The organism is Pseudidiomarina sp. (assembly GCF_048268165.1).
GTDB lineage: Bacteria > Pseudomonadota > Gammaproteobacteria > Enterobacterales > Alteromonadaceae > Pseudidiomarina.
Genome location: NZ_JBLWWA010000005.1, coordinates 1 through 22,177, shown reverse-complemented (window position 1 = coordinate 22,177; position 22,177 = coordinate 1). Strand labels below are relative to the sequence as shown.

The following is a 22,177-nucleotide window of genomic DNA, read 5'->3' as shown; positions in this document are numbered from 1 at the left end:
ACCTCGCGCCATGTGGCGTGGATATGGACGCAGTTCACGTTAAATCCATTGGTTTTATAGCCGAGGTAGTCAATGAGGGTTAGTCAGCGTGCAAAGATCAGCTCGTTTATTCTGGTGAGTTTATTAATGACCATTGCGGGCTATCAGCTGATTCAAAGTTACGTTGAAGAGAAAGCGAGCATTGAAATTCAACAACAGCAAGAGCACATGTTTGCGGTTCTGGTCAGCCGAGACGATCTTCTCGCCGGTGAAATCATAGATGCAGAAGGTCTCGTTAGAAGGAGTTACCCGATGAGTTTGGTTCAGGATAGCTGGTTGCGTCCAGAAGATGCGCCAATGATAATTGGATTATCAACCACCCGATATATTGAGAAGGGCGAGCCATTAACTGCGGATGCGCTCTTGCCGCTCGATAACCATGGCTTTTCAAAAAGAATTCAATCGGGTAACTACGCAGTCACGAGCATGATATCGAAGCAGCAGCTTCACAATGGCCTGATTCGAGTGGGCGACAAAGTGACCTTAGTTTCGCACAACGCTATGAGCGAAGCGCAACAAGCCGTACTGGTAAATATAGAAGTTGTCGCATTGGATAATTTTGATCATAACAGTCAGTTCGATATGTCGGCTACACAGTATCTACCAAGCACCATTACCTTTGAGCTTACGCCTTCTCAAGCGATTGTTTTTGAGACGATGAGGCAGCAAAGCTTTGCTGTTTGGTTGCAGCATCCAGACACACCCTACATGGATATAAAGGTCGATGAACCGATTGCAATACACCGATTAAAGTCTATTGAGGCATCCCCGCATGCGACTTATTAAACAGGTGCTACTTGGTTTGTTGATCATGTCGAGGCCAGTTGCCGCGGTGGACTCGACTATCGAACTGGTAGTTGGCAAAACGCGTGTAATCACTATGCAAGAAGTAACTGATATTGTAATCGGCGATGACAACGTAGCGCAGGTGCAATTATTAGGTACCGACACGTTAATTATTAAAGCGCTAAAGCCCGGTGTCACTGAACTGTTATTACGACGACCAAACGGGCTGACAGAGCGCATTGAAGTAACTATAAACGGCTTTAAAAATGAAACTGAGCAAACACAATTAAACTGGATAAAGGCGAATATGCCAAAGCTTTCTATCACGGAGACAGAAGGCATCGTGATTATCGCCGGTGAACTGGACGAAACTGACCACCAACTTCTACTGAACCACGCTCAACGAAACCCTAACTGGCTATTACAAATTACCAGACCAGAAGCATCACTAGCTCAAATGATTGAGCTTGAAGTAAAGATACTCGAAGTAAAACGACATCATTTAAAAAACTTGGGGTTGTCGTGGCCAAGTGCAGTTAATGGTCCATTGATAACTCGTGATGTAGGGCAGTGGCTGAGCTTCCCAGTTGCGATGCAATCGACGATAAACCTACTGGAGCAAAGCGGTAGTGCAAAAGTACTTGCTGAGCCCAAATTAACCGCAGCGAGCGGTGGGCAGGCCGAGTTCTTGGTTGGGGGGGAGTTCCCAGTTCCACAAGTTGTTGCTCAAGGTTTGCAGGATGTTGATTTTCGAGAGTACGGAATTACCTTAACGATGTCCCCTGAAGACTTGGGGAAGCAGCGAATTGCGACATCCATTAAGGCTGAAATAAGCACTATCGATCCTGCGACCAGTGTCAATGGAATTCCCGGCATGCTAACGCGGCGAGTTAGTTCAATGATCACCGCCGCTAGCGGTGAATCAATCGTGCTTTCGGGTTTAATTAGTCACGAACAATCGTATCAAGCAGATGTATTTCCATTTCTACACCAAATTCCGATTGTAGGTCGCTTATTTACATCGAAAGAGTTCAGAGATGCAGAAACCGAGCTCGTAGTGGTGGTTACACCAAGGCTCAGTCAGCAAATCAAGCGGCAATCTCTGCGCCACATTGCAGCGCAGCGTGCAATCCATGAATTTCGTGACCAAGCTTCTTGCGTAGGACTTATCGATGGCTATTGATATCAATCATGCGCGTCATTATTTACGCCAGTCTTTGCAACGCAGTGAATCAAATATTGAGCTCATGGCCGTAGACGAGCTTCGCGCACATTCGATGGAAATCTTGCAAACTTATGGTCAAGGGCTTTCGGAACAAGAGCAGTTTGATTTACACGCCGCAAAGGATGGAATCATTAACGATTGCATCGGGTTTGGTCCATTAACGTCTCTACTGAATGACTCCAGTATTACCGAGATCATGGTTAACAATTACCAGACAATATTTATTGAACGCTGCGGGCAGCTGCATCAATCGCCGGTGGTTTTTGAATCTGAAGATGATCTATTGCGTGTTATCGACCGAATTATTGCGCCATTAGGTCGTCGTTTAGATAGCTCTCAGCCAATGGTTGACGCGCGCATGCCAGATGGATCACGCATTAATGCTGTACTTTCCCCCATTGCATTAAATGGAAGCTGTCTCACCGTTCGTAAATTTCTAACAAAACAGTTAAATTTCAGCGACTTGGTGTTTCAAAATGTTTTATCGGCAGATGCTGCTGAGTATTTACGAAAAGCTGTTGAGCAACGGCGAAACATCCTGATTGCCGGGGGAACTGGCACTGGCAAAACCACATTGCTTAATACCTTAGCTAGCGCCGTTTCTGCACATCAGCGGCTGGTCACGATTGAAGACGCAGCAGAGTTGCAACTCAATCACCAAAACCTAATTGCCTTAGAAGCGCGGCCCGCAAATGCAGAAGGGAATGGTCGAATTAGTATTCGAGAGTTACTTATTAATGCTTTAAGGATGCGTCCCGATAGAATAATCATAGGCGAGTGCCGCGGTGTCGAAGCAATCGATATGTTGCAAGCCATGAATACCGGTCATGAAGGCTCATTGACGACGTTGCATGCCAATACAGCGCGAGATGCACTCCAACGTTTAGAAGTAATGGTGCTTATGGCTGGTCTGGATTTACCGCTGACGGCAGTGCGTCAGCAAATAGCTTCGGCAATCGATATCGTGATTCAAATACATCGGAGCAGTAACGGTCAACGTGTTATTTCCGAGATCAGTGAAGTTACGGGTGTTGATGCTGAGGTTATTCAGCTAAGCCAGATGTTTGTTAGAAATAACAATGAATGCAAAGCGACTGGAGTGTTATCCGAATGGCTATGACAAACCTAATCGTACTCTTTGTATTCATTTTTGCGGTGAACATGACTGTGGTCTATGGCTTATTATGGTGTGTTAAGAAGTGGCAAGCACCAGCGCAAAACTGGCTGAAAGTAAGTACCGAACAGTCACTGGCTGATTTCCTTATTTACATGCCCGCGCGTGTATTCTGGGCTCGCTTAGCGTTAGCAATAACCCCCATTCTGTGCGTTGTTGGGGTTTCTATTTCGGTCAATATTGCGGTACTAGGCGCTGTGTGCTTGCCGATTGCTGTGGTTGTTGGGAAAAATTTTATGCTGGCGCGTCGTCATCATCTCATTACCCGACAACTTCCTGATGCACTCGATATGCTGGTTACAGCAACCAGCGCAGGACTAAGTTTTCATGCTGCTTTAGAGCGGACTGCCAGCCAGCTCCCAATTCCTTTACGCTTCGAATGGCAATTGATTTCTCGCTTAACACGCACAGGCGAAGGGACAACGTCAGCGCTACAAAACTTTTATCATCGTGTGCCCACGGAAGGCGTATTACAGATGCTCCTTACGATTCAGCTCGGGTTACAGCACGGAGCCCAACAGGCCCAGGTTTTACAGCGTTTGGCGCTGTCTTTACGTCAGCAGCATTACGCCATTGAGCGTGTGAAAAGTTTGTCCGCGCAGGCGCGCATGCAGGGTAAGGTTATGATGCTACTTCCTGTCGGTCTATTTATTATTCTTCACTTTTTGCATCCGCAAAACACGCGCGTATTAATCGAAACCTCTGCAGGGAATTATCTGCTATTCGGTTGTTTTTTACTCATGCTATTGGGAAATTATCTAATTCGAAAAGTTTTAGGTAGCGCTTATGCGCAATGAATTATTGCTCTGGATAATGTTGGGCAGCTTCAGTGCTTGGTTGGCTTGGGCGTGGCTAAATTTTACGCAGACGCTTATTAGTAACCCTAAAATTGAAGAACAGCTCGCTAAGCGGCTAAGCGTTATGCCTGAGTGGTTTCAAGAAACCATAGAGAGCTCTGCTCAAAGCGCTCTTGAGGAGCAGTCAGCAGCGCGTTGGTTGTTACGTCGAATGGTAACTCTAGTGACTATTTTATTTGTATGGCTATTGCCGGTATCGCTGTCGATGAAAATAGGAGTTACGCTGTTCTTCGCGATTGCTGGGCTACGGCAAATTCAACGGCGTAAATGGCACATTCGCAGAGCATTACGGGAGTGGCCAAGTGCCTTAGATATTTTAGCAATGCTTATGCATTCAGGGTTATCACTTCGCGCATCAATTCATGCATTTCAAAGCGCCCCAAAAGATTCGCCAGCTATTCATGAGCTGGTGCGAGTTCAGCGCGCACAGCAAAGCGGATATAGCCTTGCACAAGCTCTGGAGAGTCTATCAATAAGGCTACCGCACCCTTGGGTTCGACTATTTGTTGGCGCGGTTGTGCAAGCACAAGCAACCGGCGGTGGTTTAGCTACTACGTTACAACAGCAAGCGACGCAACTTAGGCAGCAGCAGTTGCTGGAAGCAGAAAAACGCGCTCAAGAAGTGTCTGTGAAACTGATGTTTCCACTAATCTTTTGCTTTTTCCCAGTCACCATGCTGTTAATTTTAGGTCCCGTTTTTATTGGGTTTACACAAGGAGGTTTTTCATGAAACAAGGAAGTTTCTATTTAGGCAAAACAGGTCGTTGCGTTTGGCGCGATGTAAAAGTGATGGAATATTTCCCGCAACGCTTAGTAGGAATGCTGTACTTGCGCGTTGCGTCGCCACAGCGCGCGTTTTGGTTTCCTCGTTGCAGCTCTGTGCATACGTGGGGGATGCGCTTTGCAATCGACGTAATAGGCCTGGATAAGCACCAGCGTATTCAAACGGTTATCAGAAATGTGCAGCCGGCAAATGTTGTTCGGCTGGTTAACGTGGATTCCATTATCGAATGCGAAGCAGGTTGTCCTTTACCTTTGGAGTTATGGCAGGGGGAAGCGTTGGAATTTATGAGCAAGGAAGTCTGTTATGAAGATAGTTAAGCTATGTGTACTCGCGGTGCTGCCGTCAGTGGTCATGGGGTCGGGCTGCGCCGCTACCGGGAAAACCACCTTTAATACCCTTGAGCAACAGCGAGCAATTGCGTCTAAATCCTATCAACAAGGCGACTTACATGTCGCTGAAGGTTACTTGCAACGCATCGTTTCGAGCCTACCCAAAGACAGTGTAAGTTGGTGTCAGCTGGGGCATATTAACTACCGTTTAAATCGCTATTTGGCGGCAACGAATGCTTATCAAAAATGTTTGTCGATAACCCCAGAGCAGCCTGAAATATGGCATAACCTGGCGGCAGTAAAGTTGCGTCAAGCTACCGAGTTTTTATTAACAGGCCGCGCTTATATTCCTGAGATAAACGAGACGGGTAGCGCATCTTCCTTTGCCGTCAACTATACCCGCTTATTGAACGAACTGGGGCGCTTGCATGGTGTAGCAGGATATTCAACAGAAATGAATAGCGATGATTAAGCAACAAGGCTTCTTCTTACCGCTTATGCTTGGTTTTGCTCTGCTGGTTACGGCTACGGTGATACCGCTTCCGCCATCGCAAGATGCGCTTAATGTTCAGCGTGCGAATTATCGTCACGCGATGTGGTGGCATTGGCAACGAGCTGTTTTTAGTTACTACGAGAAATATGGTGTATGGCCTGATTCATTAACTGCTTTGGCAGCTAGTTATCAACTGCCTGAACCGCCGAGTTATTTGTTAGGTGTTCGAGAGGGATTGGATTTTCGTTTAAGTTGGTTGAACGTGCAACAAGAGATTGTTGAGCGTATCAGTGCAACAATTCAGCCTGAATACTTAGTTGTTGCAGAAACTAGCGTTGGGCTTATCATGCGGGCTGAAGCCGTTGACTCCGAACTCGAGTCAACCAAGCTAAGCCGAGTAGCACCGGCAACCATGAACAGCGCACTCTCGATGGCTAGCTTTAATATTACTTCAGTGAATAGACTGACAACGCAAACTATCAATATTAATGAATTAATGACGTTGAGCCAGCTGAAGACGCAACAAGGCACTATTGAACAGCTTACTATTCCGGGCGCATTATATGTCGATTACTTTGCGGGTACACGATATATGGCGCCCCAAATTGAAGCATTACTGAACCGAATTAATCTTCAGTATCAGGAATTAAGTGATTACATGGACAAACAAGCCCCAGGGCCATCGCCATTTTAATCTTCGTCAGAGTATTGCTTAGGTTGAGCACGTAAGTCTCGCGTATTCTCAACGCGGCGAAGCTCTAAATGCAAACCCGCTTTGGCAAGCAAATGTGCACTGATGGGTGCGGTTAAAAACAGGAAAATTGTAATTAACAGCTCGTGCCATGAAAATGATGCTGTTACCGAGAAGTAGACAATCGACCCGAGAATAACACCTCCAACCCCTAAGGTTGTGCTCTTGGTTGGTGCGTGTAAACGAGCCATAAAATCCGGCAACCGAGCTAAGCCAACAGAGCCTATAAGTGCAAATAAAGCGCCGATAATAAGTAAGCTAGAAACTAACCAATCAGCCCAACCGTGAAGTTCTACCATAATGATACCTTTGCTTTAATTATTCGACGATATCGCCGCGCAATAAAAATTTAGCCGCAGCCACGGTGCCAATGAATCCAAGCATAGCGATAAGCAGTGCCGCCTCAAAATAAAAGGCAGTGCCATGCCAGATGCCAAATAAAACCAATAATGCCAACGAGTTGATGTATATGGTGTCGAGCGCGAGAATGCGGTCGGGCAAATCAGGCCCGCGGAACAAGCGCCATAAGTTAAGTAGTAGCGCAACACAAAATGCAATGAATGCGAACTGCACAGCGTAAATTAGCATTTGAAAATCTCCTTCAAACGCATTTCGTAGCGTTGTTTTATTGAGGCAATGAGTTTCTCATGATCATCAACATTTAATGCATGGATCATTAGCGCTCGGCCGTCTCGTCGAATTTCTGCCGTAATCGTACCTGGGGTCAGGCTGATGGTACTGGCGAGCACTGTGATGGGAACTTCACCAACGATATCGAGCGGGTATTCAATCAAGGCTGGCTTGATTCGTCGTGATGGCAACAGAATAATTGCGGCAATATTGAGATTTGAAATAAGGATATCGACCATCAGCAAGAAAAAGTACTCAATCGCCTTAAAGGGCTTATGGATTGTTGCAGGAAAGTCCCGACCGCGATTGGTGTACAGCGGAATCAATATCGCTAAAATTATGCCGATAACAATAAGCCCAGCAGAAACTGTATTCTGCAGCAGTAGCCAGAACACTAATAGAAACAGACTTAAAAAAGGTGCTGGTAGAAGTTTATTCATAAGGTTGACTCCCTCCAAGCACTGCCTCGATATATGTTGACGGGTGCATGACATCATAGGCGATGCCTTCAATGAATCCACTAATGCTGTTGGCGAATAAGGTTAAGGCGACAATTGCAGCTAATAACAAACCTATCGCCACAAGTTGGCTGGGTGGATTGGTAACATCTCCAGGCTTACCTTCAAAAGTATGCCAAAACATTCTGCTACCGGCACGTGATAATGAAACCATCACTAAAAAGGTGCTGCCCAATACTAGCGGCCATAACAATGCTACTTGCGCCCCAGTTCGTGCGGCTTCAAGTATAAATAGTTTGCCAATGAATCCGGAGAAAGGGGGCATGCCAATAATCGCGATTGCGGCAACAAAGAACATGATACCCAAAGTTGCATGCTGCGCCATTTTTCGGCCTTTAACAATGCGCGAGGCGGTTTTTCCACGCTGTTTAGCTACCACATCAACGATGAGGAAAAGAGCCGCCGTAATTAAAGTTGAGTGCAACATATAATACATGACTGCTGTGATTGAACGTTCAGTATTCATGCTGAAAGTGGTTAACATGGTGCCGACTGAAATCACCACTAAATATGAAATAACCAAGCGAAGATCGCGGCTTCCCATAACGCCGATGCCGCCAATGGCTAAGGTGCCGAGGCCTAGCCACCACAGCCAGTCGTAACCCAATAAGGCAGCTGCGCCCGAATCATCACCGAACATTAGTGTGAAGACGCGAATAATCGCGTAGATACCTACTTTTGTCATAATTGCAAACAGTGCAGCAACGGTACCTGTAGTCATGGCATAGGCTTGCGGTAGCCAGAAATATAAAGGCAGTAACGCGGCCTTAAGTGCAAATACAATGAGCAATAGCAATCCGCCAGCCCTCGCGATGCTTGCATCGTCGCCTGTGAGCGCAGCAATCTTCACCGCTAAATCAGCCATGTTAAGCGTGCCGGTAATGCCGTATAACACGCCCAATGAAATGAGGAATATAGCCGAACCGGTCAGGTTTAAAAGCACGTAATGTAAGCAAGCGCGCAGCTTTTGTTTACCACCACCGTGCATCAGCAGGGCATAGCTTGAAATAAGTAGAATTTCGAAAAATACAAATAGGTTAAATAAATCGCCGGTCAAAAATGCGCCAAGAATGCCGAGTAGCTGAAACTGAAACAACGCTTGGAAATGTGAACCAAGATTGTCTTCACCATAACAAGCGTACCAGAGCACAGGTAAGGCTAAGATTGAGGTGAGTAGCACCATTAATGACGATAAGCCGTCCGCGACCAAGACAATTCCGTACGGCGCTTCCCAGCTACCTAGTGCATAAACTAACGGGCCTGCGTTTGATTGTTGTATGAGTGCTATAGCTACAACGATGAGCAACGAGCAGGACGTCATGCCAATAGCCCGCCGATAGCGCTGAGGGTTTTCACCCCAAGGTAACAACTGCAGCAGAGCTGCCAGCATAGGTATTAGCAACGGTAATATAACGAGGTGTTTAGTAAGCATTAGCGTTGCCCCTCATCATCAACGGGGCTCGGATCGTTTACTTCATCAGTACCGAGCTCACCGCGCACCCGCACTGCCAAAATAATCGAGTACGCAGTCATCGCAAATCCAATTACTATCGCAGTAAGCACCAAAGCTTGCGGAAGCGGGTCAGTGTAATTCTCTTGATTGCCAATAATTGGTAATTGATTCAGCACCAAGCGACCCGTCGAGAACAAAAATAAGTTCACCGCGTAAGAAAGCATGGTGATACCGATCACAATTGGAAATGACCGACCACGAAGAATGAGATAAATACTGCATGCGGTAAGCATGCCCACTGTAATAGCGTACAGAGCTTCCATTAATGCTTCTCCTGTCGAGGGCGGTGGCGTGTGGTCATTTGGCCAAAGTTGGCAAGTATCATCAGCGTGGCGCCAATTACCGTGAGGTAAACACCTAGGTCAAATAAGATTGCAGTGGCAATTTCAAACTCACCAACAATCGGCCAGTCGACATGAGTGAACCAAGACGTTAGGAAATTATGTCCAAAGAACCAGCTGCCAACACCAGTAAACAGAGCAATCATAACGCCTACGGCAGCTAGGGTTTGATAGTTATAGTTAAAGCGATGTTTTACCCAATCCACACCGTTGGCCATGTACTGAAGAATCATTGCCGATGCGGTAATCAGGCCCGCGATAAAGCCGCCACCAGGTAAATTGTGGCCGCGCAAGAAAATATAAACCGATACCATTAATGCTAAAGGCAGAATCGCTTGCGAAACAGTTTGTACCAAGAGCGGGTGCTTCACGCGGTGCCAGGGACGACCATCAACGTCGCTGGATGGCATGAAAGGTCTCAAGTTATTGAGCAATTTATGGATACCGGCGGCAGCGATGGCCAATACCGTGATCTCACCCAAGGTGTCGAAACCACGGAAGTCGACCAAAATAACGTTAACCACATTGGTACCGCCACCACCGGGTACTGAATTTTCTAAAAAGAAATCAGAGATGCTGTTGGCGGGGCGCGTCAAGAGCGCATAATTCAGCGTACCAACGATTCCACCAACGAAACCAGCCAGCAAAATATCACGCGCTACGCGGCCACCGCTTGACGCCCTTGGTATGCGCTGTGGCATGAAAAATAGCGCCAAAATCATGAGTATGATGCTCACGACTTCAACCACAAGTTGGGTCAGCGCGAGATCAGGCGCTGAAAAATGTACGAAAGTTAATGAAACCATGAGACCAACCACCGACAGCATCATTAACGAAGTAAGGCGCTGATGATGGAATGCTGCGGTGCCGATGGCAGCAAGAATGACAATAACTGCTCCAGTTAGGCTGACGACATTTATTGGCAATTGCTCACGTCCGCCAGTTAATTGATCTATGTTGTATAACTCAGGAATAACGAAAACCACAGTCAAAATTAGCAATGCAGCAATGTAGCGTTGCAGTGAACCGGTTTCGATACGGTTCATAAGTGCATCAGAGAAGTTAGTGACCGACTTAACAATTCGGGCAAATACTTCTTTCGCATCGTGATGATCAAACTGACGATTAAATGACAGCAAATCGGCACGGTTAGCATAGATGCCTATACCGCCGACAATTGCCAATACACTCATAAGTAGCGCCAAGTTAAAACCATGCCAAATGGAAATATCAATTTCCATTGGCGCAGGGCTAACGGCAGCAAGGGCAGGTGTTAGAATGTCGGCAACAAACAGCATCGGCGCGATACCCACGGCAATACATAGCGCTGCAAGGATAATTACGGGCACACGCATCATTAACGGTGGCTCGTGCGGTGTTTTGGGGAGGTTTTCCGCTACTTTATCGAAAAATACACCGTGCACGAATCGAATCGAGTAAGCCACAGAAAGCATTGCCCCGACAGTTGCAAGCACAGGTACAAGCCATGAAAGCCCACCAAACAAATGCTGCTGGTACGACTCCATCAAGAACATTTCTTTTGATAAGAAGCCATTAAATAGTGGAATGCCAGCCATTGATGCCGAAGTAATTACAGCTAGAACCATGGTGTATGGCATGAACTTTCTTAACCCACTTAGCTTGCGTAAATCGCGGCTACCTGTCTCGTGGTCAATAATACCGGCAATCATAAACAAGCCAGCTTTGAAGGTTGCATGGTTGAGAATGTGGAACAACGCAGCCAGCAATGCAGCTGGACTACCCAAGCCCAGCAGCATAGTAATCAAGCCTAAATGGCTGATGGTTGAAAATGCCAGAAGGCCCTTTAGATCGGTCTTAAATAGCGCGAAATATGCACCAAATAACATGGTTGCAAGACCGGTGAGGGTGACAATTGTGAACCACTCAGGGGTGCCACCTAACACTGGGTATAAACGCGCCATTAAGAAAATGCCGGCCTTTACCATCGTGGCCGAGTGTAAGTAGGCGCTTACCGGCGTTGGAGCCGCCATGGCGTGGGGTAGCCAGAACTGGAAAGGGAATTGCGCCGATTTTGTAAATGCCCCCAACAGAACCAGAATTAGGGCTGGTAAGTACAGCGAGTGCGCTCGGATGGCGTCAGCTGCTGCAAACACCGCATCGAGTTGATAACTGCCAGCAATATTACCGATCAGTAGAATACCCGCAAGCAACGCTAGGCCGCCGGCGCCAGTAATAGCTAGTGCCATGCGAGCCCCTCGGCGCGCGTTACTTTGATGGAACCAATAACCGATAAGTAAAAATGATGAAACGCTGGTTAATTCCCAGAACAACCATAAAAGAATGAGATTATCGGCGGTCACTATACCGAGCATTGAACCCATGAAAAGCAGTAGGCAGGAAAAAAACCGACCGGCGTCATCTTTAGTGCTCAGATAATAGTGGGCATAAATGACAATGAGCAGACCAATACCGAGAATTAAGCCCGCAAACAGTAATGACAATCCATCAAGTCGAAAGCTAAAACTTAAGCCCAGAGATGGTAGCCAATCCACCGCATAACTTGGTATCAGGCCATTGAGTGTCTGTGGTGCCAAACTTAGTAGTAGCGCTAAACTAATGGTTGTCGTTGCTGCGGCTAGGGCTGTGCTAACCCAGCGTGGTTTATGACTCACCAGCATGGGGAATAGCGCGCCAACAAACGGCAGCATAACAATGATAGCGAGATTCATGTGAATCCTTAGGTTGCAAATTTCTATCAGTTATTGATTTCGTATTACTGAATTTACCACTTAGCTCAAGCGGTTGCCAACAGCTTCGAACGCTTGATATACGCCGCTTACCGTGATTGCGTATTGATCAGAACTCATAAATAAGAAGGGCAATTAGCGATGGACTAAAATGCTCTCTGTGGTATAGTGACGCCTCTATTTCGAGGCAGGTGTTGAAACCTAACTCAACAGGGTTTCGGCATAGTACCCTTACCACCCAAACTTTTCTGTTTTTATTTCACATCTCTTACTACCATCTGAAAATTATATCTGTTACAATTCGCCGCCCTTTTATAAGGGGAAGTCTTATATTCTCAAATGTCTTTGAGGATGGCTGGACATCAGTGGCTCGAAAGAGTCTGTTTTTTACATAAAGCGGAGCACTGCAATGATCCAAATGCAAACTACTCTGGACGTGGCTGATAACAGCGGCGCACGCAGCGTACAATGTATTAAGGTTCTGGGTGGCTCGCACCGCCGGTATGCAAACATTGGCGATATCATCAAAGTTTCTGTTAAAGAAGCGATTCCTCGCGGCAAAGTGAAGAAAGGTGATGTTGTGAATGCGGTGGTCGTTCGCACCAAGAAAGGCGTCCGTCGTCAAGACGGGTCAGTCATCCGTTTTGACCGCAACGCGGCTGTTTTGTTGAACAATAACAAGCAACCGATTGGCACTCGTATCTTTGGACCAGTGACTCGTGAATTGCGCTCTGAGCAATTTATGAAGATTGTTTCTCTGGCACCAGAAGTACTGTAAGGAGTCCAGATATGGCGGCAAAAATCAAACGTGATGATGAAGTAGTAGTCCTGGCAGGTAAAGACAAGGGTAAGCGCGGTAAAGTGCTTAAAGTCGATACCGCTTCGAATCGTGTATTCGTTGAAGGCGTAAACATCGTTAAGAAACACCAAAAGCCAAACCCTGCATTGGGCGTAGCTGGCGGTATCGTGGAGCAGGAAGCAGCAATCCACGTTTCTAACGTAGCAGTTTACAACCCAGAGACTGATAAAGCAGATCGTGTTGGCTTTAAGATTGAAGATGGCAAGAAAGTTCGCTTCTTCAAATCTAACAACGCAATCATTTAATTTTTAATTTGGAGTTTTACGATGGCGAAACTGCATGATTTTTACAAAGAATCAGTAGTTCCAGAACTGGTTAAACAGTTCGGCTACAACAGCGTCATGCAAGTCCCTCGGATTGAAAAAATCACCCTTAACATGGGTGTTGGTGAAGCTCTGGCAGACAAAAAGATTCTCGACAACGCTGCCGCAGACCTAGAAGCTATTTCTGGTCAGCGTCCAGTTAAAACTGTTGCTCGTAAATCTGTCGCTGGCTTCAAAATCCGTGAAGGCTACCCAATTGGCTGTAAAGTGACTCTGCGTGGCGAACGCATGTGGGACTTTTTGCAACGTTTAATTACTATTGCAATCCCGCGTGTTCGTGATTTCCGTGGTTTGAACCCGAAATCTTTCGATGGTCGGGGAAATTACAGTATGGGCGTACGTGAACAGATCATCTTCCCAGAAATCGACTTTGATAAAGTCGACAAGGTTCGTGGTCTTGACATCACTATCACCACTACTGCAGGCACTGATGACGAAGCTCGCGCTTTGCTCGCTGCCTTTAACTTCCCGTTCAAGAAGTAAGGTGTAGAGTTATGGCAAAAGAGTCAATGAAAATGCGTGAGCTGAAGCGTCAAAAGCTAGCAGCTAAATACGCAGAGAAACGCATCGCACTTAAAGTTGTGATCAGCGATCCGAGTACTTCGGACGAAGAGCGTTGGGAAGCCGTGCTTAAATTGCAAAGTCTTCCTCGTGATTCGAGCCCAAGCCGTCAGCGTAACCGCTGCCGCGTAACGGGCCGCCCACACGGTTTCCTACGTAAATTCGGCATGAGCCGTATTAAAGTACGTGAGAAAGCGATGCGCGGTGAAATTCCTGGCTTGAAAAAAGCTAGCTGGTAAGCCACGAGTCACGGGAGAAAGCAAATATGAGCATGCAAGATCCAATTGCGGATATGTTCACTCGCATCCGCAACGCTCAGGGTGCTAACAAAGTTGCCGTGCGCATGCCTGCTTCTAAACAGAAATTGGCTATTGCCCAAGTTCTTAAAGAAGAAGGTTATATCGCGGATTTCAGCGTTTCAGGTGAAGTGAAAACTGAACTTGAAGTTACTCTGAAATACTTTGAAGGTAAGCCTGTTATTGAAACAATTGAGCGCGTAAGTCGCCCTGGATTGCGTATCTATAAGAAACGCAATGAACTACCTAAAGTAATGGGTGGTTTAGGTGTCGCAGTAGTCTCAACTTCGAAAGGCCTAATGACTGATCGCGCCGCTCGCAAAGCGGGTCTTGGCGGTGAAGTTCTTGGCTACGTAGCTTAACGAGGAGTTAGGAAATGTCACGAGTTGCTAAAGCACCGATTGCCATTCCTGCTGGCGTTGAAGTTACGCTAAATGGCCAGGAAGTAACAATCAAAGGTGCCAAAGGCTCATTGAGCCGTGTAGTTAACGATGCTGTAGAACTTGTCAAAGAAGACAACGTTTTACGCACTGTTGCACGTGAAGGTGTTGCGAACGCTAACGCGCAAGCAGGTACAGCACGTGCATTACTGCAAAACATGGTGGTTGGTGTTGCGCAGGGTTATGAGAAAAAACTACAGCTAATCGGTGTTGGTTATCGTGCCAATACTGCAGGTTCGAAATTGAACCTTACGCTAGGTTTCTCACACCCTATTGAGTTCGATATCCCTCAGGGAATCACTATCGAAGTCCCAGCACAAACTGAAGTAGTCGTTAAAGGTGTCGACAAGCAGTTAGTGGGTCAAGTTGCCGCTAACATTCGTGCGTACCGTAAGCCTGAGCCTTATAAAGGTAAAGGTGTACGTTATGCCGATGAGCAAGTGCGCCGTAAAGAAGCCAAGAAAAAGTAAGGTAAGACTATGGACAAAAAAACAGCTCGCTTACGTCGCGCAACGCGCCCTCGTAAGAAAATGCAAGAGTTGGGTGCAAACCGCCTGGTCGTTCACCGTACACCACGGCACATTTACGCTCAGCTTATTGCATCGAACGGTTCTGAAGTACTCGCTTCAGCATCAACTGTAGAAAAAGCTATGCGTGAGCAGTTTAAAGCTGCTGGTAACGTTGAAGCTGCTAAAGCAGTTGGCAAGCTGATCGCTGAACGGGCGATTGAAAAAGGCGTGAAAATCGTCGCATTCGATCGCAGTGGCTTCCGTTATCACGGTCGTGTCGCCGCTTTGGCTGACGCAGCACGTGAAGCTGGACTTCAGTTCTAGGAGACGAACATGGCAAATGCAAATGTAGAAGCTCAACAAAGTGATCTGCAAGAAAAGCTGATTACGGTTAATCGTGTAGCGAAAGTTGTTAAAGGTGGTCGCATCTTTAGTTTCACTGCACTAACTGTAGTTGGTGACGGTCAAGGTAAAGTGGGTTTCGGTTACGGTAAAGCACGTGAAGTTCCAGCTGCTATTCAAAAAGCAATGGAAAAAGCGCGTCGCAATATGGTAACTGTTCAGCTGAAAGGTGATACCTTACAGCATCCTGTTAAAGGCCGTCATTCAGGTTCACAGGTATTTATGCAGCCAGCTTCGGAAGGTACAGGTATCATCGCCGGTGGTGCGATGCGTGCAGTACTTGAAGTTGCAGGTGTACACAACGTGCTGTCAAAAGCATATGGTTCAACCAACCCAATCAACGTTGTTCGTGCCACTATTAAGGCACTTCACGGTATGAAGTCGCCTGAGCAAGTAGCGGCTAAACGTGGATTGAGCGTTGACGAAATTTTGGGGTAGTGAGCGATGGCGAATAAGACAATCAAAGTAACCCAGACGCGTAGCTCAATCGGTCGTTTACCGAAGCATCGAGCTACACTTCGTGGTCTTGGTCTGCGCCGGATTGGTCACACGGTCGAGCTGGAAAATACTCCAGCCGTCCGCGGCATGGTTAACCAAGTCATTTACATGGTAAAGGTGGAGGATTAATTTATGTACTTGAATACGATCTCCCCTGCACCTGGTGCAAAAACTAGCAAAAAGCGTCTCGGCCGTGGTATTGGTTCAGGCCTTGGTAAAACGAGTGGTCGTGGTCATAAAGGTCAAACTTCACGCTCTGGCGGTTCTATTAAGCCAGGTTTTGAAGGCGGACAAATGCCAATTCAACGTCGTTTGCCGAAGTTTGGCTTTACTTCACGCAAGTCAATTACGACTGCTGAAGTAAACTTGGCAGAGATTGCAAAAGTTGCTGGTGATACTGTAACCCTAGCTTCATTAAAAGAAGCTGGCTTAATTCGTCACGACGTGTTGACTGTAAAAGTCATCAAGTCAGGCGAAATCAGCCGTAAAGTTACAGTTCAAGGCATCAAGGTCACCAAAGGCGCCCGCGAAGCTATTGAAGCTGCTGGCGGCAAAATCGAAGGATAGAGCACATGGCTAAACCAGGATTGGAATCTAACAGAGCTCAAGGTGGCACGTCGGAGCTTAAACGTCGACTGCTGTTCGTACTCGGCGCGTTAATCGTGTTCCGTGCGGGCTCCTTTGTGCCGATTCCTGGTATAGATGCCGCAGTATTGGCGCAACTATTCGATCAGCAAAAAGACACCATCGTGGCCATGTTTAACATGTTCAGCGGTGGTGCGCTTGAACGCGCATCGGTATTTGCACTAGGTATTATGCCGTACATTTCAGCTTCGATTATTATGCAATTGGCAAGTGTGGTTCATCCGCGCTTAGCCGAGCTTAAGAAAGAAGGTGAAAGTGGCCGTCGTAAGATCAGCCAATATACGCGTTGGGGTACGTTAGTACTTGCAACTTTCCAATCAATTGGTATTGCCACTGGCTTGCCAAACCTAATGCCAGGTCTGGTTATTGACCCGAGTTTTGGGTTTTACTTCACGGCTATCGTGAGTTTGGTTACCGGTACCATGTTCTTAATGTGGTTAGGTGAGCAGATTACCGAACGTGGAATTGGAAACGGTATCTCTATTCTGATCTTCACCGGTATTGTAGCAGGCCTTCCGTCGGCCATTGGTCAGACGGCAGAGCAAGCACGTCAAGGTGATTTGCATTTATTATTGTTATTGCTAATTGGTGTTATTGTTCTCGCAGTTACATATTTCGTTGTGTTCGTAGAACGCGGTCAACGTCGTATTGTAGTGAACTATGCGAAGCGTCAGCAAGGCCGTAAGGTGTTTGCAGCGCAAAGCACACACTTGCCATTGAAAGTTAATATGGCAGGTGTAATTCCACCGATTTTCGCATCAAGTATTATTTTGTTCCCAGGCACCATCGCAACTTGGTTTGGCCAAGGTGAAGGTGCGGTAGCAAACTTCTTACAAGAGCTCTCGTTGACATTGTCACCGGGTCAGCCCCTGTACGTAATGCTTTATGCAGCAGCAATAATCTTCTTCTGTTTCTTCTACACCGCGTTGGTATTTAATCCACGCGAGACAGCAGATAACTTGAAGAAGTCGGGCGCGTTTATCCCTGGTATTCGTCCAGGTGAGCAAACCTCCCGTTACATTGATAAAGTGATGACACGTTTGACGCTTGCGGGCGCCCTATACATTACCTTTGTCTGTTTGGTTCCTGAGTTCATGATGATTGCGTGGAACGTACAATTCTATTTCGGTGGTACGTCGCTTTTAATTATCGTAGTTGTTATCATGGACTTTATGGCGCAGGTCCAAACTCATCTGATGTCACATCAGTATGACTCGGTCCTGAAAAAAGCTAATCTGAAGGGCTTCGGCCGTTAAGATTGGATAATTACGGAGTGTAGCAATGAAAGTTCGTGCTTCCGTGAAGAAAATCTGCCGTAACTGTAAAGTTATCAAGCGCAACGGTGTTGTGCGCGTAATTTGCAGTGACCCTAAGCACAAGCAACGGCAAGGTTAATTCGATGAAGAAGACCGCAGTCAAAATTAAATTTTTGGCTGCGGCTTTGATATGTTTGCAAATTGGCGACTGGTTGAGTATCCTAACGGGCTTTTCAAATCCGGTCACCCATAAACTAAAGGAGACGTGTTAGTGGCCCGTATCGCTGGCATTAACGTTCCTGACAATAAGCATGCAGTCATTGCCTTGACTGCGATTTACGGTATCGGCCGTACTCGTTCTAAAGCTATCCTAGCTTCGATCGAGTTACCGGAAGATACTAAAATCGGCTCTTTGTCAGAAGAAAAACTGGATGTACTTCGTGAAGCAGTAGCTAAGTTTACTGTTGAAGGCGATCTTCGCCGTGAAGTATCTATGAACATAAAACGCTTGATGGATCTCGGATGTTTTCGTGGTCTACGTCATCGTCGTGGCTTGCCTCTACGTGGACAGCGCACTAAAACAAATGCGCGTACCCGTAAAGGTCCGCGTAAACCAATTAAGAAGTAGGGAGTTGAGAAGAAATGGCTAAACAACCAACTCGTACTCGTAAGCGCGTTAAAAAGCAAGTCGCTGATGGCATGGCTCACATCCATGCATCTTTCAATAACACCATTGTGACCATCACTGACCGTCAAGGTAACGCGTTAGCATGGGCAACTGCAGGTGGTTCGGGTTTCCGTGGTTCACGTAAATCTACCCCATTTGCTGCACAGGTTGCTGCTGAGCGCGCGGGTGAAATGGCGAAGGAATACGGTTTGAAAAACCTAGAAGTGTTCGTTAAGGGCCCAGGTCCTGGTCGTGAATCATCGATTCGCGCATTGAACGCTGTAGGTTATCGCATCACGAACATTACTGATGTGACGCCTATTCCTCACAACGGTTGTCGTCCGCCTAAGAAACGTCGCGTTTAATAGGCGCCAAACGATAGTTGGAGAAAGAACATGGCTAGATATTTGGGTCCAAAACTCAAACTGAGTCGTCGCGAAGGAACAGACTTGTTCCTGAAAAGCGGCGTACGCGCAATCGATACGAAATGTAAGCTCGAAAGCGCACCGGGTCAGCACGGCGCACGTCGCGGCCGTTTGTCTGATTACGGTTTGCAGTTACGTGAAAAGCAAAAAGTTCGTCGTATTTACGGCGTACTGGAAAAGCAATTCCGTAACTATTACAAAGAAGCTGCCCGTATTAAGGGCAACACTGGTGAGAACCTGCTGCAATTGCTTGAGCAACGCCTTGATAACGTGGTGTACCGTATGGGCTTCGCATCAACTCGTGCTGAAGCACGCCAGTTGGTAAGCCACAAAGCAGTAGTAGTGAATGGTCAGGTAGTCAACATTCCGTCGTTTAAAGTACGCCCGGAAGACGTTGTGACAATTCGCGAAAAAGCGAAAAAGCAGGCGCGGATCGCAGCCGCATTGGAACTCGCAGAACAGCGTGAGAAGCCAGTATGGTTGGAAGTAGACGGCACTAAGATGGAAGGTCAGTTTAAACGTCTTCCAGAGCGTGCAGATATGTCTGCTGAAATTAACGAACAGTTGATCGTAGAGCTTTACTCTAAGTAAAGCTTAAGCATAAAGAGAGGACACAATGCAGGGTTCTGTTACCGAATTCCTAAAGCCAAGGCTAGTCGATATCGAACAAATTAGCCCGACTCACGCTAAAGTGACGTTGGAGCCTCTTGAGCGTGGCTTTGGTCACACGCTGGGCAACGCGTTGCGCCGCATCTTACTTTCGTCAATGCCAGGTGTGGCAGTTACTGAAGTTAAGATTGAAGGTGTACAGCACGAATACAGCAGCAAAGAGGGTGTTCAGGAAGACATCATCGAGATTCTGTTGAACCTTAAAGGTTTGTCAGTAGTCATGGAAGGCAAAGATGAAGCGATTCTGACCTTGAAAAAATCCGGAGCGGGCCCTGTCAAGGCTGGCGACATCACGCATGATGGTGATGTTGAAATTCTTAACTCTGACCACCTCATCTGTACTTTAACAGGTGATACTGAGATTGAAATGTCAATCAAAGTAGAGCGTGGTCGCGGTTATGTTCCAGCTTCGGCACGTCAGTCCGCTGACGATGAAGAGCGTCCAATCGGTCTTCTACTAGTTGACGCTTCTTTCAGTCCAGTTGAGCGTATTGCTTACAGTGTTGATTCAGCACGTGTTGAGCAGCGCACTGACTTGGATAAATTGGTTATCGATATGGAAACCAACGGTACGTTGGATCCAGAAGAAGCGATTCGTCGCGCTGCAACAATTCTTGCTCAACAGCTTGAAGCGTTCGTAGAGTTACGTGACATGAGCGAGCCAGAAGAGAAAGAAGAGAAACCGGAATTTGATCCGATTCTTTTGCGTCCGGTAGACGATTTGGAATTAACTGTGCGTTCTGCGAACTGTTTAAAAGCAGAAGCTATTCAGTACATTGGTGACTTAGTGCAGCGTACCGAAGTTGAGTTGTTAAAGACTCCGAACTTGGGTAAAAAATCGCTCACCGAAATCAAAGACGTGCTTGCATCACGTGGTTTGTCGCTAGGCATGCGCCTAGAGAACTGGCCACCAGCAAGCTTGGTTGATCGAGACTAAGTTATCTTTTACAGAGATTTACTGAGAAGGGTATAGGTATGCGCCATCGTAAGAGTGGTCGTCAACTCAACCGCAACAGCAGCCATCGTAAAGCGATGTTCAGCAATATGGCAAGCTCACTGGTTCGTCACGAAGTGATCAAAACCACGTTGCCAAAAGCTAAAGAACTGCGTCGCGTTATCGAGCCGCTAATTACTTTAGCTAAGCAAGATAGCGTAGCAAACCGCCGTATGGCTTTTGCTCGCACTCGCGACCAAGAAGTAGTTGGTAAGCTGTTTAATGAACTAGGTCCACGTTATCAAGAGCGTGCTGGTGGTTACACTCGTATTATGAAGTGTGGCTTCCGTGCTGGAGACAACGCACCTATGGCATACGTTGAACTTGTTGACCGTCCAGAAGTAGACGTTACTGAAACTGAAGAAGTTGCAGTAGTAGAATAAGTAGCTTTGAAAGAAGTTACATAAAAAAGCCGCTCAATTGAGCGGCTTTTTCGTTTCTTGATAATCAACTTTTACTGATTAAGGATTTGTTCAAGCTCATCTTCAGAAAGTTCGTGTCGAGCAGCGATAACTTTCAGTTGTTCAATGGTGATCCCGCCAGCATCATAAGCACTTCGTAACAAAGCAATTGCACGTTGACGTTCAATATCTTGTGTTTGAAGTTCATCGGTATCTGAAGCGCTACCTATGATATCGCTGATGGTGTCGGCAAGGTAACCACCGAGAGCTGGTGCAGCTGCAAGTACTGAGCGAATGATTGACTCAAGCTTGCCAACTTCAGCTTCTTTATTGGCGCGTAAAATACCATCGGCTGTATGAGGTTCAGTTAATACAGCAACCCGAATTACTTCATTAAATTGTTCGGGATTAATTTGATCAACCGTATTCACCATTGCCTCAGCATAACTTGGTTCAGTTTCGACGCCAATACGAACGATTTCGGCTGGATCTGCAACTTCCAGGTTTAAAGCGACGGTTATAATGTCGCGAGTAAATGCGGGCTCGGCGTCAATTGCGGCTTTTATTATATGGCGATAATGGTTTGGATATCGATCAAAAGCGGCATATAAGATAGGTTCCACATGTTGTGGATAATTACCCATTAGAACCCTTACGGATCGAGTTGAAGAAAAATTTCGCTGTTCGTAATATCGAAGCATCCGTGCGTAAGTTTCGGCTAGGCGTTGATTTTCCTCGTCTAAAACGTAAGTTTTAGCCTTAGAAGCTTCAATGACAGCAGAATCTGCCGCGTATGTAGCGCATGTCATAAATACGCTCGCAGCCAATAAAGTTGGTATAACTTTCATAGGCGCACCCCGATTAAATCATTATGTCTTTATAGTAATAATAAGTGACCGTTTGTAAAGATAGCAGTCTTTATAGACAAACAATAGTCAAACTTTGTTCAATTTGGGTAAAAATAAATCAGTTGAACTAAAATATGAAAAAAGATCTTGCGCAGTTGGCGGCGATCCTTATAATTCGCCGCCGTTGTCACCAAGTGATGACGCCGGTTCAGAAG

At 46.5% G+C, this 22,177-nt stretch carries 32 protein-coding genes; 25 read left to right on the top strand and 7 right to left on the bottom strand.

The genetic code is table 11. From position 1 onward, the window contains the following. Window positions 1–72 precede the first annotated feature (72 nt). From cpaB to ACN0UY_RS10940, 8 genes are read left to right on the top strand one after another with little or no spacing between them, the layout of a single operon-like run. Window positions 73–825: a Flp pilus assembly protein CpaB gene (gene cpaB, locus ACN0UY_RS10975; protein WP_417667049.1), complete on the top strand. Its 753-nt coding sequence runs from the start codon at window positions 73–75 to the stop codon at window positions 823–825. Then, window positions 812–2,008, top strand: a complete 1,197-nt coding sequence (locus ACN0UY_RS10970; RefSeq protein WP_417667047.1) for a type II and III secretion system protein family protein — start codon at window positions 812–814, stop codon at window positions 2,006–2,008. Before cpaB ends, ACN0UY_RS10970 begins: the two co-directional genes overlap by 14 nt. Further along, complete coding sequence (locus ACN0UY_RS10965) at window positions 1,998–3,170, top strand: CpaF family protein (RefSeq protein WP_417667045.1); 1,173 nt, start codon at window positions 1,998–2,000, stop codon at window positions 3,168–3,170. The genes ACN0UY_RS10970 and ACN0UY_RS10965 overlap by 11 nt, the downstream gene beginning before the upstream one ends. Then, complete coding sequence (locus ACN0UY_RS10960; RefSeq protein WP_417667043.1) at window positions 3,167–4,021, top strand: type II secretion system F family protein; 855 nt, start codon at window positions 3,167–3,169, stop codon at window positions 4,019–4,021. Before ACN0UY_RS10965 ends, ACN0UY_RS10960 begins: the two co-directional genes overlap by 4 nt. Beyond that, window positions 4,011–4,811: a type II secretion system F family protein gene (locus ACN0UY_RS10955; protein WP_417667041.1), complete on the top strand. Its 801-nt coding sequence runs from the start codon at window positions 4,011–4,013 to the stop codon at window positions 4,809–4,811. Before ACN0UY_RS10960 ends, ACN0UY_RS10955 begins: the two co-directional genes overlap by 11 nt. Then, window positions 4,808–5,182 carry a DUF192 domain-containing protein gene (locus tag ACN0UY_RS10950; protein WP_417667039.1) on the top strand — a complete coding sequence of 125 codons (375 nt, stop codon included), beginning with the start codon at window positions 4,808–4,810 and terminating at the stop codon, window positions 5,180–5,182. The genes ACN0UY_RS10955 and ACN0UY_RS10950 overlap by 4 nt, the downstream gene beginning before the upstream one ends. Next, the gene (locus ACN0UY_RS10945; protein ID WP_417667037.1) at window positions 5,169–5,666 is read left to right on the top strand and encodes a tetratricopeptide repeat protein; all 498 of its coding nucleotides are present in this window, start codon (window positions 5,169–5,171) and stop codon (window positions 5,664–5,666) included. The genes ACN0UY_RS10950 and ACN0UY_RS10945 overlap by 14 nt, the downstream gene beginning before the upstream one ends. Beyond that, window positions 5,659–6,381: a hypothetical protein gene (locus tag ACN0UY_RS10940; RefSeq protein WP_417667035.1), complete on the top strand. Its 723-nt coding sequence runs from the start codon at window positions 5,659–5,661 to the stop codon at window positions 6,379–6,381. The genes ACN0UY_RS10945 and ACN0UY_RS10940 overlap by 8 nt, the downstream gene beginning before the upstream one ends. Here the strand turns inward: ACN0UY_RS10940 and ACN0UY_RS10935 are convergent. The 6 genes from ACN0UY_RS10935 to ACN0UY_RS10910 are packed head-to-tail and all read right to left on the bottom strand — an operon-like array spanning window position 6,378 to window position 12,151. After that, window positions 6,378–6,737, bottom strand: coding sequence for a Na+/H+ antiporter subunit G (locus tag ACN0UY_RS10935; RefSeq protein ID WP_417667033.1), 360 nt, complete (start codon window positions 6,735–6,737; stop codon window positions 6,378–6,380). The two genes, ACN0UY_RS10940 and ACN0UY_RS10935, sit on opposite strands and share 4 nt — an antisense overlap. A 19-nt stretch (window positions 6,738–6,756) precedes the next feature. Further along, a complete protein-coding gene (locus ACN0UY_RS10930) occupies window positions 6,757–7,026 on the bottom strand; it encodes a K+/H+ antiporter subunit F (RefSeq protein WP_128353100.1) in 270 nt (89 codons plus the stop codon). Beyond that, window positions 7,020–7,508 carry a Na+/H+ antiporter subunit E gene (locus ACN0UY_RS10925; RefSeq protein ID WP_417667031.1) on the bottom strand — a complete coding sequence of 163 codons (489 nt, stop codon included), beginning with the start codon at window positions 7,506–7,508 and terminating at the stop codon, window positions 7,020–7,022. The genes ACN0UY_RS10930 and ACN0UY_RS10925 overlap by 7 nt, the downstream gene beginning before the upstream one ends. Continuing rightward, the gene (locus tag ACN0UY_RS10920) at window positions 7,501–9,018 is read right to left on the bottom strand and encodes a monovalent cation/H+ antiporter subunit D (RefSeq protein WP_417667029.1); all 1,518 of its coding nucleotides are present in this window, start codon (window positions 9,016–9,018) and stop codon (window positions 7,501–7,503) included. The genes ACN0UY_RS10925 and ACN0UY_RS10920 overlap by 8 nt, the downstream gene beginning before the upstream one ends. Continuing rightward, window positions 9,018–9,362, bottom strand: coding sequence for a Na+/H+ antiporter subunit C (locus ACN0UY_RS10915; protein WP_417667027.1), 345 nt, complete (start codon window positions 9,360–9,362; stop codon window positions 9,018–9,020). Before ACN0UY_RS10915 ends, ACN0UY_RS10920 begins: the two co-directional genes overlap by 1 nt. Then, the gene (locus tag ACN0UY_RS10910; RefSeq protein ID WP_417667025.1) at window positions 9,362–12,151 is read right to left on the bottom strand and encodes a monovalent cation/H+ antiporter subunit A; all 2,790 of its coding nucleotides are present in this window, start codon (window positions 12,149–12,151) and stop codon (window positions 9,362–9,364) included. Before ACN0UY_RS10910 ends, ACN0UY_RS10915 begins: the two co-directional genes overlap by 1 nt. A 427-nt stretch (window positions 12,152–12,578) precedes the next feature. On the opposite strand from ACN0UY_RS10910, the gene rplN reads away from it, so the two are divergent. The 17 genes from rplN (at window position 12,579) to rplQ (ending at window position 21,096) form a co-directional block, all read left to right on the top strand. Further along, on the top strand, window positions 12,579–12,947 hold the full coding sequence (gene rplN, locus ACN0UY_RS10905) for a 50S ribosomal protein L14 (protein ID WP_055439819.1): 369 nt from the start codon (window positions 12,579–12,581) through the stop codon (window positions 12,945–12,947). Window positions 12,948–12,958: 11 nt separating this feature from the next. Further along, the gene (rplX, locus tag ACN0UY_RS10900; RefSeq protein WP_128353105.1) at window positions 12,959–13,273 is read left to right on the top strand and encodes a 50S ribosomal protein L24; all 315 of its coding nucleotides are present in this window, start codon (window positions 12,959–12,961) and stop codon (window positions 13,271–13,273) included. Between the two features lie 21 nt (window positions 13,274–13,294). Continuing rightward, complete coding sequence (gene rplE, locus ACN0UY_RS10895) at window positions 13,295–13,834, top strand: 50S ribosomal protein L5 (protein ID WP_128353106.1); 540 nt, start codon at window positions 13,295–13,297, stop codon at window positions 13,832–13,834. Between the two features lie 11 nt (window positions 13,835–13,845). After that, window positions 13,846–14,151, top strand: coding sequence for a 30S ribosomal protein S14 (gene rpsN / locus ACN0UY_RS10890; protein ID WP_128353107.1), 306 nt, complete (start codon window positions 13,846–13,848; stop codon window positions 14,149–14,151). Between the two features lie 26 nt (window positions 14,152–14,177). After that, complete coding sequence (gene rpsH, locus ACN0UY_RS10885) at window positions 14,178–14,570, top strand: 30S ribosomal protein S8 (RefSeq protein ID WP_128353108.1); 393 nt, start codon at window positions 14,178–14,180, stop codon at window positions 14,568–14,570. Between the two features lie 14 nt (window positions 14,571–14,584). Then, window positions 14,585–15,118, top strand: coding sequence for a 50S ribosomal protein L6 (gene rplF / locus ACN0UY_RS10880; protein ID WP_128353109.1), 534 nt, complete (start codon window positions 14,585–14,587; stop codon window positions 15,116–15,118). 9 nt (window positions 15,119–15,127) lie between these two features. After that, complete coding sequence (gene rplR, locus ACN0UY_RS10875) at window positions 15,128–15,481, top strand: 50S ribosomal protein L18 (RefSeq protein WP_128353110.1); 354 nt, start codon at window positions 15,128–15,130, stop codon at window positions 15,479–15,481. 9 nt (window positions 15,482–15,490) lie between these two features. Next, window positions 15,491–15,997, top strand: a complete 507-nt coding sequence (gene rpsE, locus ACN0UY_RS10870) for a 30S ribosomal protein S5 (RefSeq protein WP_055439826.1) — start codon at window positions 15,491–15,493, stop codon at window positions 15,995–15,997. Window positions 15,998–16,003: 6 nt separating this feature from the next. Beyond that, on the top strand, window positions 16,004–16,186 hold the full coding sequence (gene rpmD, locus ACN0UY_RS10865) for a 50S ribosomal protein L30 (RefSeq protein ID WP_128353111.1): 183 nt from the start codon (window positions 16,004–16,006) through the stop codon (window positions 16,184–16,186). A 3-nt stretch (window positions 16,187–16,189) separates the two neighbouring features. Beyond that, on the top strand, window positions 16,190–16,624 hold the full coding sequence (gene rplO, locus ACN0UY_RS10860) for a 50S ribosomal protein L15 (protein ID WP_128353112.1): 435 nt from the start codon (window positions 16,190–16,192) through the stop codon (window positions 16,622–16,624). Between the two features lie 5 nt (window positions 16,625–16,629). Continuing rightward, window positions 16,630–17,958, top strand: a complete 1,329-nt coding sequence (secY, locus tag ACN0UY_RS10855) for a preprotein translocase subunit SecY (RefSeq protein WP_128353113.1) — start codon at window positions 16,630–16,632, stop codon at window positions 17,956–17,958. 25 nt (window positions 17,959–17,983) lie between these two features. Next, window positions 17,984–18,097: a 50S ribosomal protein L36 gene (rpmJ, locus tag ACN0UY_RS10850; protein WP_055439830.1), complete on the top strand. Its 114-nt coding sequence runs from the start codon at window positions 17,984–17,986 to the stop codon at window positions 18,095–18,097. Between the two features lie 132 nt (window positions 18,098–18,229). Continuing rightward, a complete protein-coding gene (rpsM, locus tag ACN0UY_RS10845; protein ID WP_128353114.1) occupies window positions 18,230–18,586 on the top strand; it encodes a 30S ribosomal protein S13 in 357 nt (118 codons plus the stop codon). A gap of 14 nt (window positions 18,587–18,600) precedes the next feature. After that, window positions 18,601–18,990: a 30S ribosomal protein S11 gene (gene rpsK / locus ACN0UY_RS10840; protein WP_034734070.1), complete on the top strand. Its 390-nt coding sequence runs from the start codon at window positions 18,601–18,603 to the stop codon at window positions 18,988–18,990. 30 nt (window positions 18,991–19,020) lie between these two features. Then, window positions 19,021–19,641 (top strand): 30S ribosomal protein S4, encoded by a 621-nt coding sequence (gene rpsD, locus ACN0UY_RS10835; RefSeq protein ID WP_128353115.1) that lies wholly within the window; start codon window positions 19,021–19,023, stop codon window positions 19,639–19,641. A 25-nt stretch (window positions 19,642–19,666) separates the two neighbouring features. Continuing rightward, on the top strand, window positions 19,667–20,656 hold the full coding sequence (locus ACN0UY_RS10830; protein ID WP_339880511.1) for a DNA-directed RNA polymerase subunit alpha: 990 nt from the start codon (window positions 19,667–19,669) through the stop codon (window positions 20,654–20,656). Between the two features lie 38 nt (window positions 20,657–20,694). Continuing rightward, entirely contained in the window at window positions 20,695–21,096 is a 402-nt protein-coding gene (gene rplQ, locus ACN0UY_RS10825) for a 50S ribosomal protein L17 (RefSeq protein ID WP_128353117.1), read from the top strand. Window positions 21,097–21,167: 71 nt separating this feature from the next. On the opposite strand, the gene ACN0UY_RS10820 is transcribed toward rplQ, so the two are convergent. Next, entirely contained in the window at window positions 21,168–21,758 is a 591-nt protein-coding gene (locus tag ACN0UY_RS10820) for a hypothetical protein (RefSeq protein ID WP_417667023.1), read from the bottom strand. Window positions 21,759–22,177: the final 419 nt, after the last annotated feature.

Excerpts from the sequence above, each read along its gene's own strand:
- ACN0UY_RS10955 (WP_417667041.1), top strand. The coding sequence starts at position 4,011 with ATGCGCAATGAATTATTGCTCTGGATAATGTTGGGCAGCTTCAGTGCT.
- ACN0UY_RS10970 (WP_417667047.1), top strand. The coding sequence starts at position 812 with ATGCGACTTATTAAACAGGTGCTACTTGGTTTGTTGATCATGTCGAGG.
- rplN (WP_055439819.1), top strand. The coding sequence starts at position 12,579 with ATGATCCAAATGCAAACTACTCTGGACGTGGCTGATAACAGCGGCGCA.
- rpmD (WP_128353111.1), top strand. The coding sequence starts at position 16,004 with ATGGCGAATAAGACAATCAAAGTAACCCAGACGCGTAGCTCAATCGGT.
- rpsH (WP_128353108.1), top strand. The coding sequence starts at position 14,178 with ATGAGCATGCAAGATCCAATTGCGGATATGTTCACTCGCATCCGCAAC.
- ACN0UY_RS10915 (WP_417667027.1), bottom strand. The coding sequence starts at position 9,362 with ATGGAAGCTCTGTACGCTATTACAGTGGGCATGCTTACCGCATGCAGT.
- rplF (WP_128353109.1), top strand. The coding sequence starts at position 14,585 with ATGTCACGAGTTGCTAAAGCACCGATTGCCATTCCTGCTGGCGTTGAA.
- ACN0UY_RS10820 (WP_417667023.1), bottom strand. The coding sequence starts at position 21,758 with ATGGGTAATTATCCACAACATGTGGAACCTATCTTATATGCCGCTTTT.
- rpsE (WP_055439826.1), top strand. The coding sequence starts at position 15,491 with ATGGCAAATGCAAATGTAGAAGCTCAACAAAGTGATCTGCAAGAAAAG.
- rplR (WP_128353110.1), top strand. The coding sequence starts at position 15,128 with ATGGACAAAAAAACAGCTCGCTTACGTCGCGCAACGCGCCCTCGTAAG.
- ACN0UY_RS10960 (WP_417667043.1), top strand. The coding sequence starts at position 3,167 with ATGACAAACCTAATCGTACTCTTTGTATTCATTTTTGCGGTGAACATG.
- rpsK (WP_034734070.1), top strand. The coding sequence starts at position 18,601 with ATGGCTAAACAACCAACTCGTACTCGTAAGCGCGTTAAAAAGCAAGTC.
- rpmJ (WP_055439830.1), top strand. The coding sequence starts at position 17,984 with ATGAAAGTTCGTGCTTCCGTGAAGAAAATCTGCCGTAACTGTAAAGTT.
- rplO (WP_128353112.1), top strand. The coding sequence starts at position 16,190 with ATGTACTTGAATACGATCTCCCCTGCACCTGGTGCAAAAACTAGCAAA.
- cpaB (WP_417667049.1), top strand. The coding sequence starts at position 73 with ATGAGGGTTAGTCAGCGTGCAAAGATCAGCTCGTTTATTCTGGTGAGT.
- ACN0UY_RS10935 (WP_417667033.1), bottom strand. The coding sequence starts at position 6,737 with ATGGTAGAACTTCACGGTTGGGCTGATTGGTTAGTTTCTAGCTTACTT.
- ACN0UY_RS10830 (WP_339880511.1), top strand. The coding sequence starts at position 19,667 with ATGCAGGGTTCTGTTACCGAATTCCTAAAGCCAAGGCTAGTCGATATC.
- rpsD (WP_128353115.1), top strand. The coding sequence starts at position 19,021 with ATGGCTAGATATTTGGGTCCAAAACTCAAACTGAGTCGTCGCGAAGGA.
- secY (WP_128353113.1), top strand. The coding sequence starts at position 16,630 with ATGGCTAAACCAGGATTGGAATCTAACAGAGCTCAAGGTGGCACGTCG.
- rplX (WP_128353105.1), top strand. The coding sequence starts at position 12,959 with ATGGCGGCAAAAATCAAACGTGATGATGAAGTAGTAGTCCTGGCAGGT.
- ACN0UY_RS10945 (WP_417667037.1), top strand. The coding sequence starts at position 5,169 with ATGAAGATAGTTAAGCTATGTGTACTCGCGGTGCTGCCGTCAGTGGTC.
- rplE (WP_128353106.1), top strand. The coding sequence starts at position 13,295 with ATGGCGAAACTGCATGATTTTTACAAAGAATCAGTAGTTCCAGAACTG.
- ACN0UY_RS10950 (WP_417667039.1), top strand. The coding sequence starts at position 4,808 with ATGAAACAAGGAAGTTTCTATTTAGGCAAAACAGGTCGTTGCGTTTGG.
- ACN0UY_RS10930 (WP_128353100.1), bottom strand. The coding sequence starts at position 7,026 with ATGCTAATTTACGCTGTGCAGTTCGCATTCATTGCATTTTGTGTTGCG.
- rpsN (WP_128353107.1), top strand. The coding sequence starts at position 13,846 with ATGGCAAAAGAGTCAATGAAAATGCGTGAGCTGAAGCGTCAAAAGCTA.
- ACN0UY_RS10920 (WP_417667029.1), bottom strand. The coding sequence starts at position 9,018 with ATGCTTACTAAACACCTCGTTATATTACCGTTGCTAATACCTATGCTG.
- ACN0UY_RS10940 (WP_417667035.1), top strand. The coding sequence starts at position 5,659 with ATGATTAAGCAACAAGGCTTCTTCTTACCGCTTATGCTTGGTTTTGCT.
- rplQ (WP_128353117.1), top strand. The coding sequence starts at position 20,695 with ATGCGCCATCGTAAGAGTGGTCGTCAACTCAACCGCAACAGCAGCCAT.
- ACN0UY_RS10965 (WP_417667045.1), top strand. The coding sequence starts at position 1,998 with ATGGCTATTGATATCAATCATGCGCGTCATTATTTACGCCAGTCTTTG.
- ACN0UY_RS10910 (WP_417667025.1), bottom strand. The coding sequence starts at position 12,151 with ATGAATCTCGCTATCATTGTTATGCTGCCGTTTGTTGGCGCGCTATTC.
- ACN0UY_RS10925 (WP_417667031.1), bottom strand. The coding sequence starts at position 7,508 with ATGAATAAACTTCTACCAGCACCTTTTTTAAGTCTGTTTCTATTAGTG.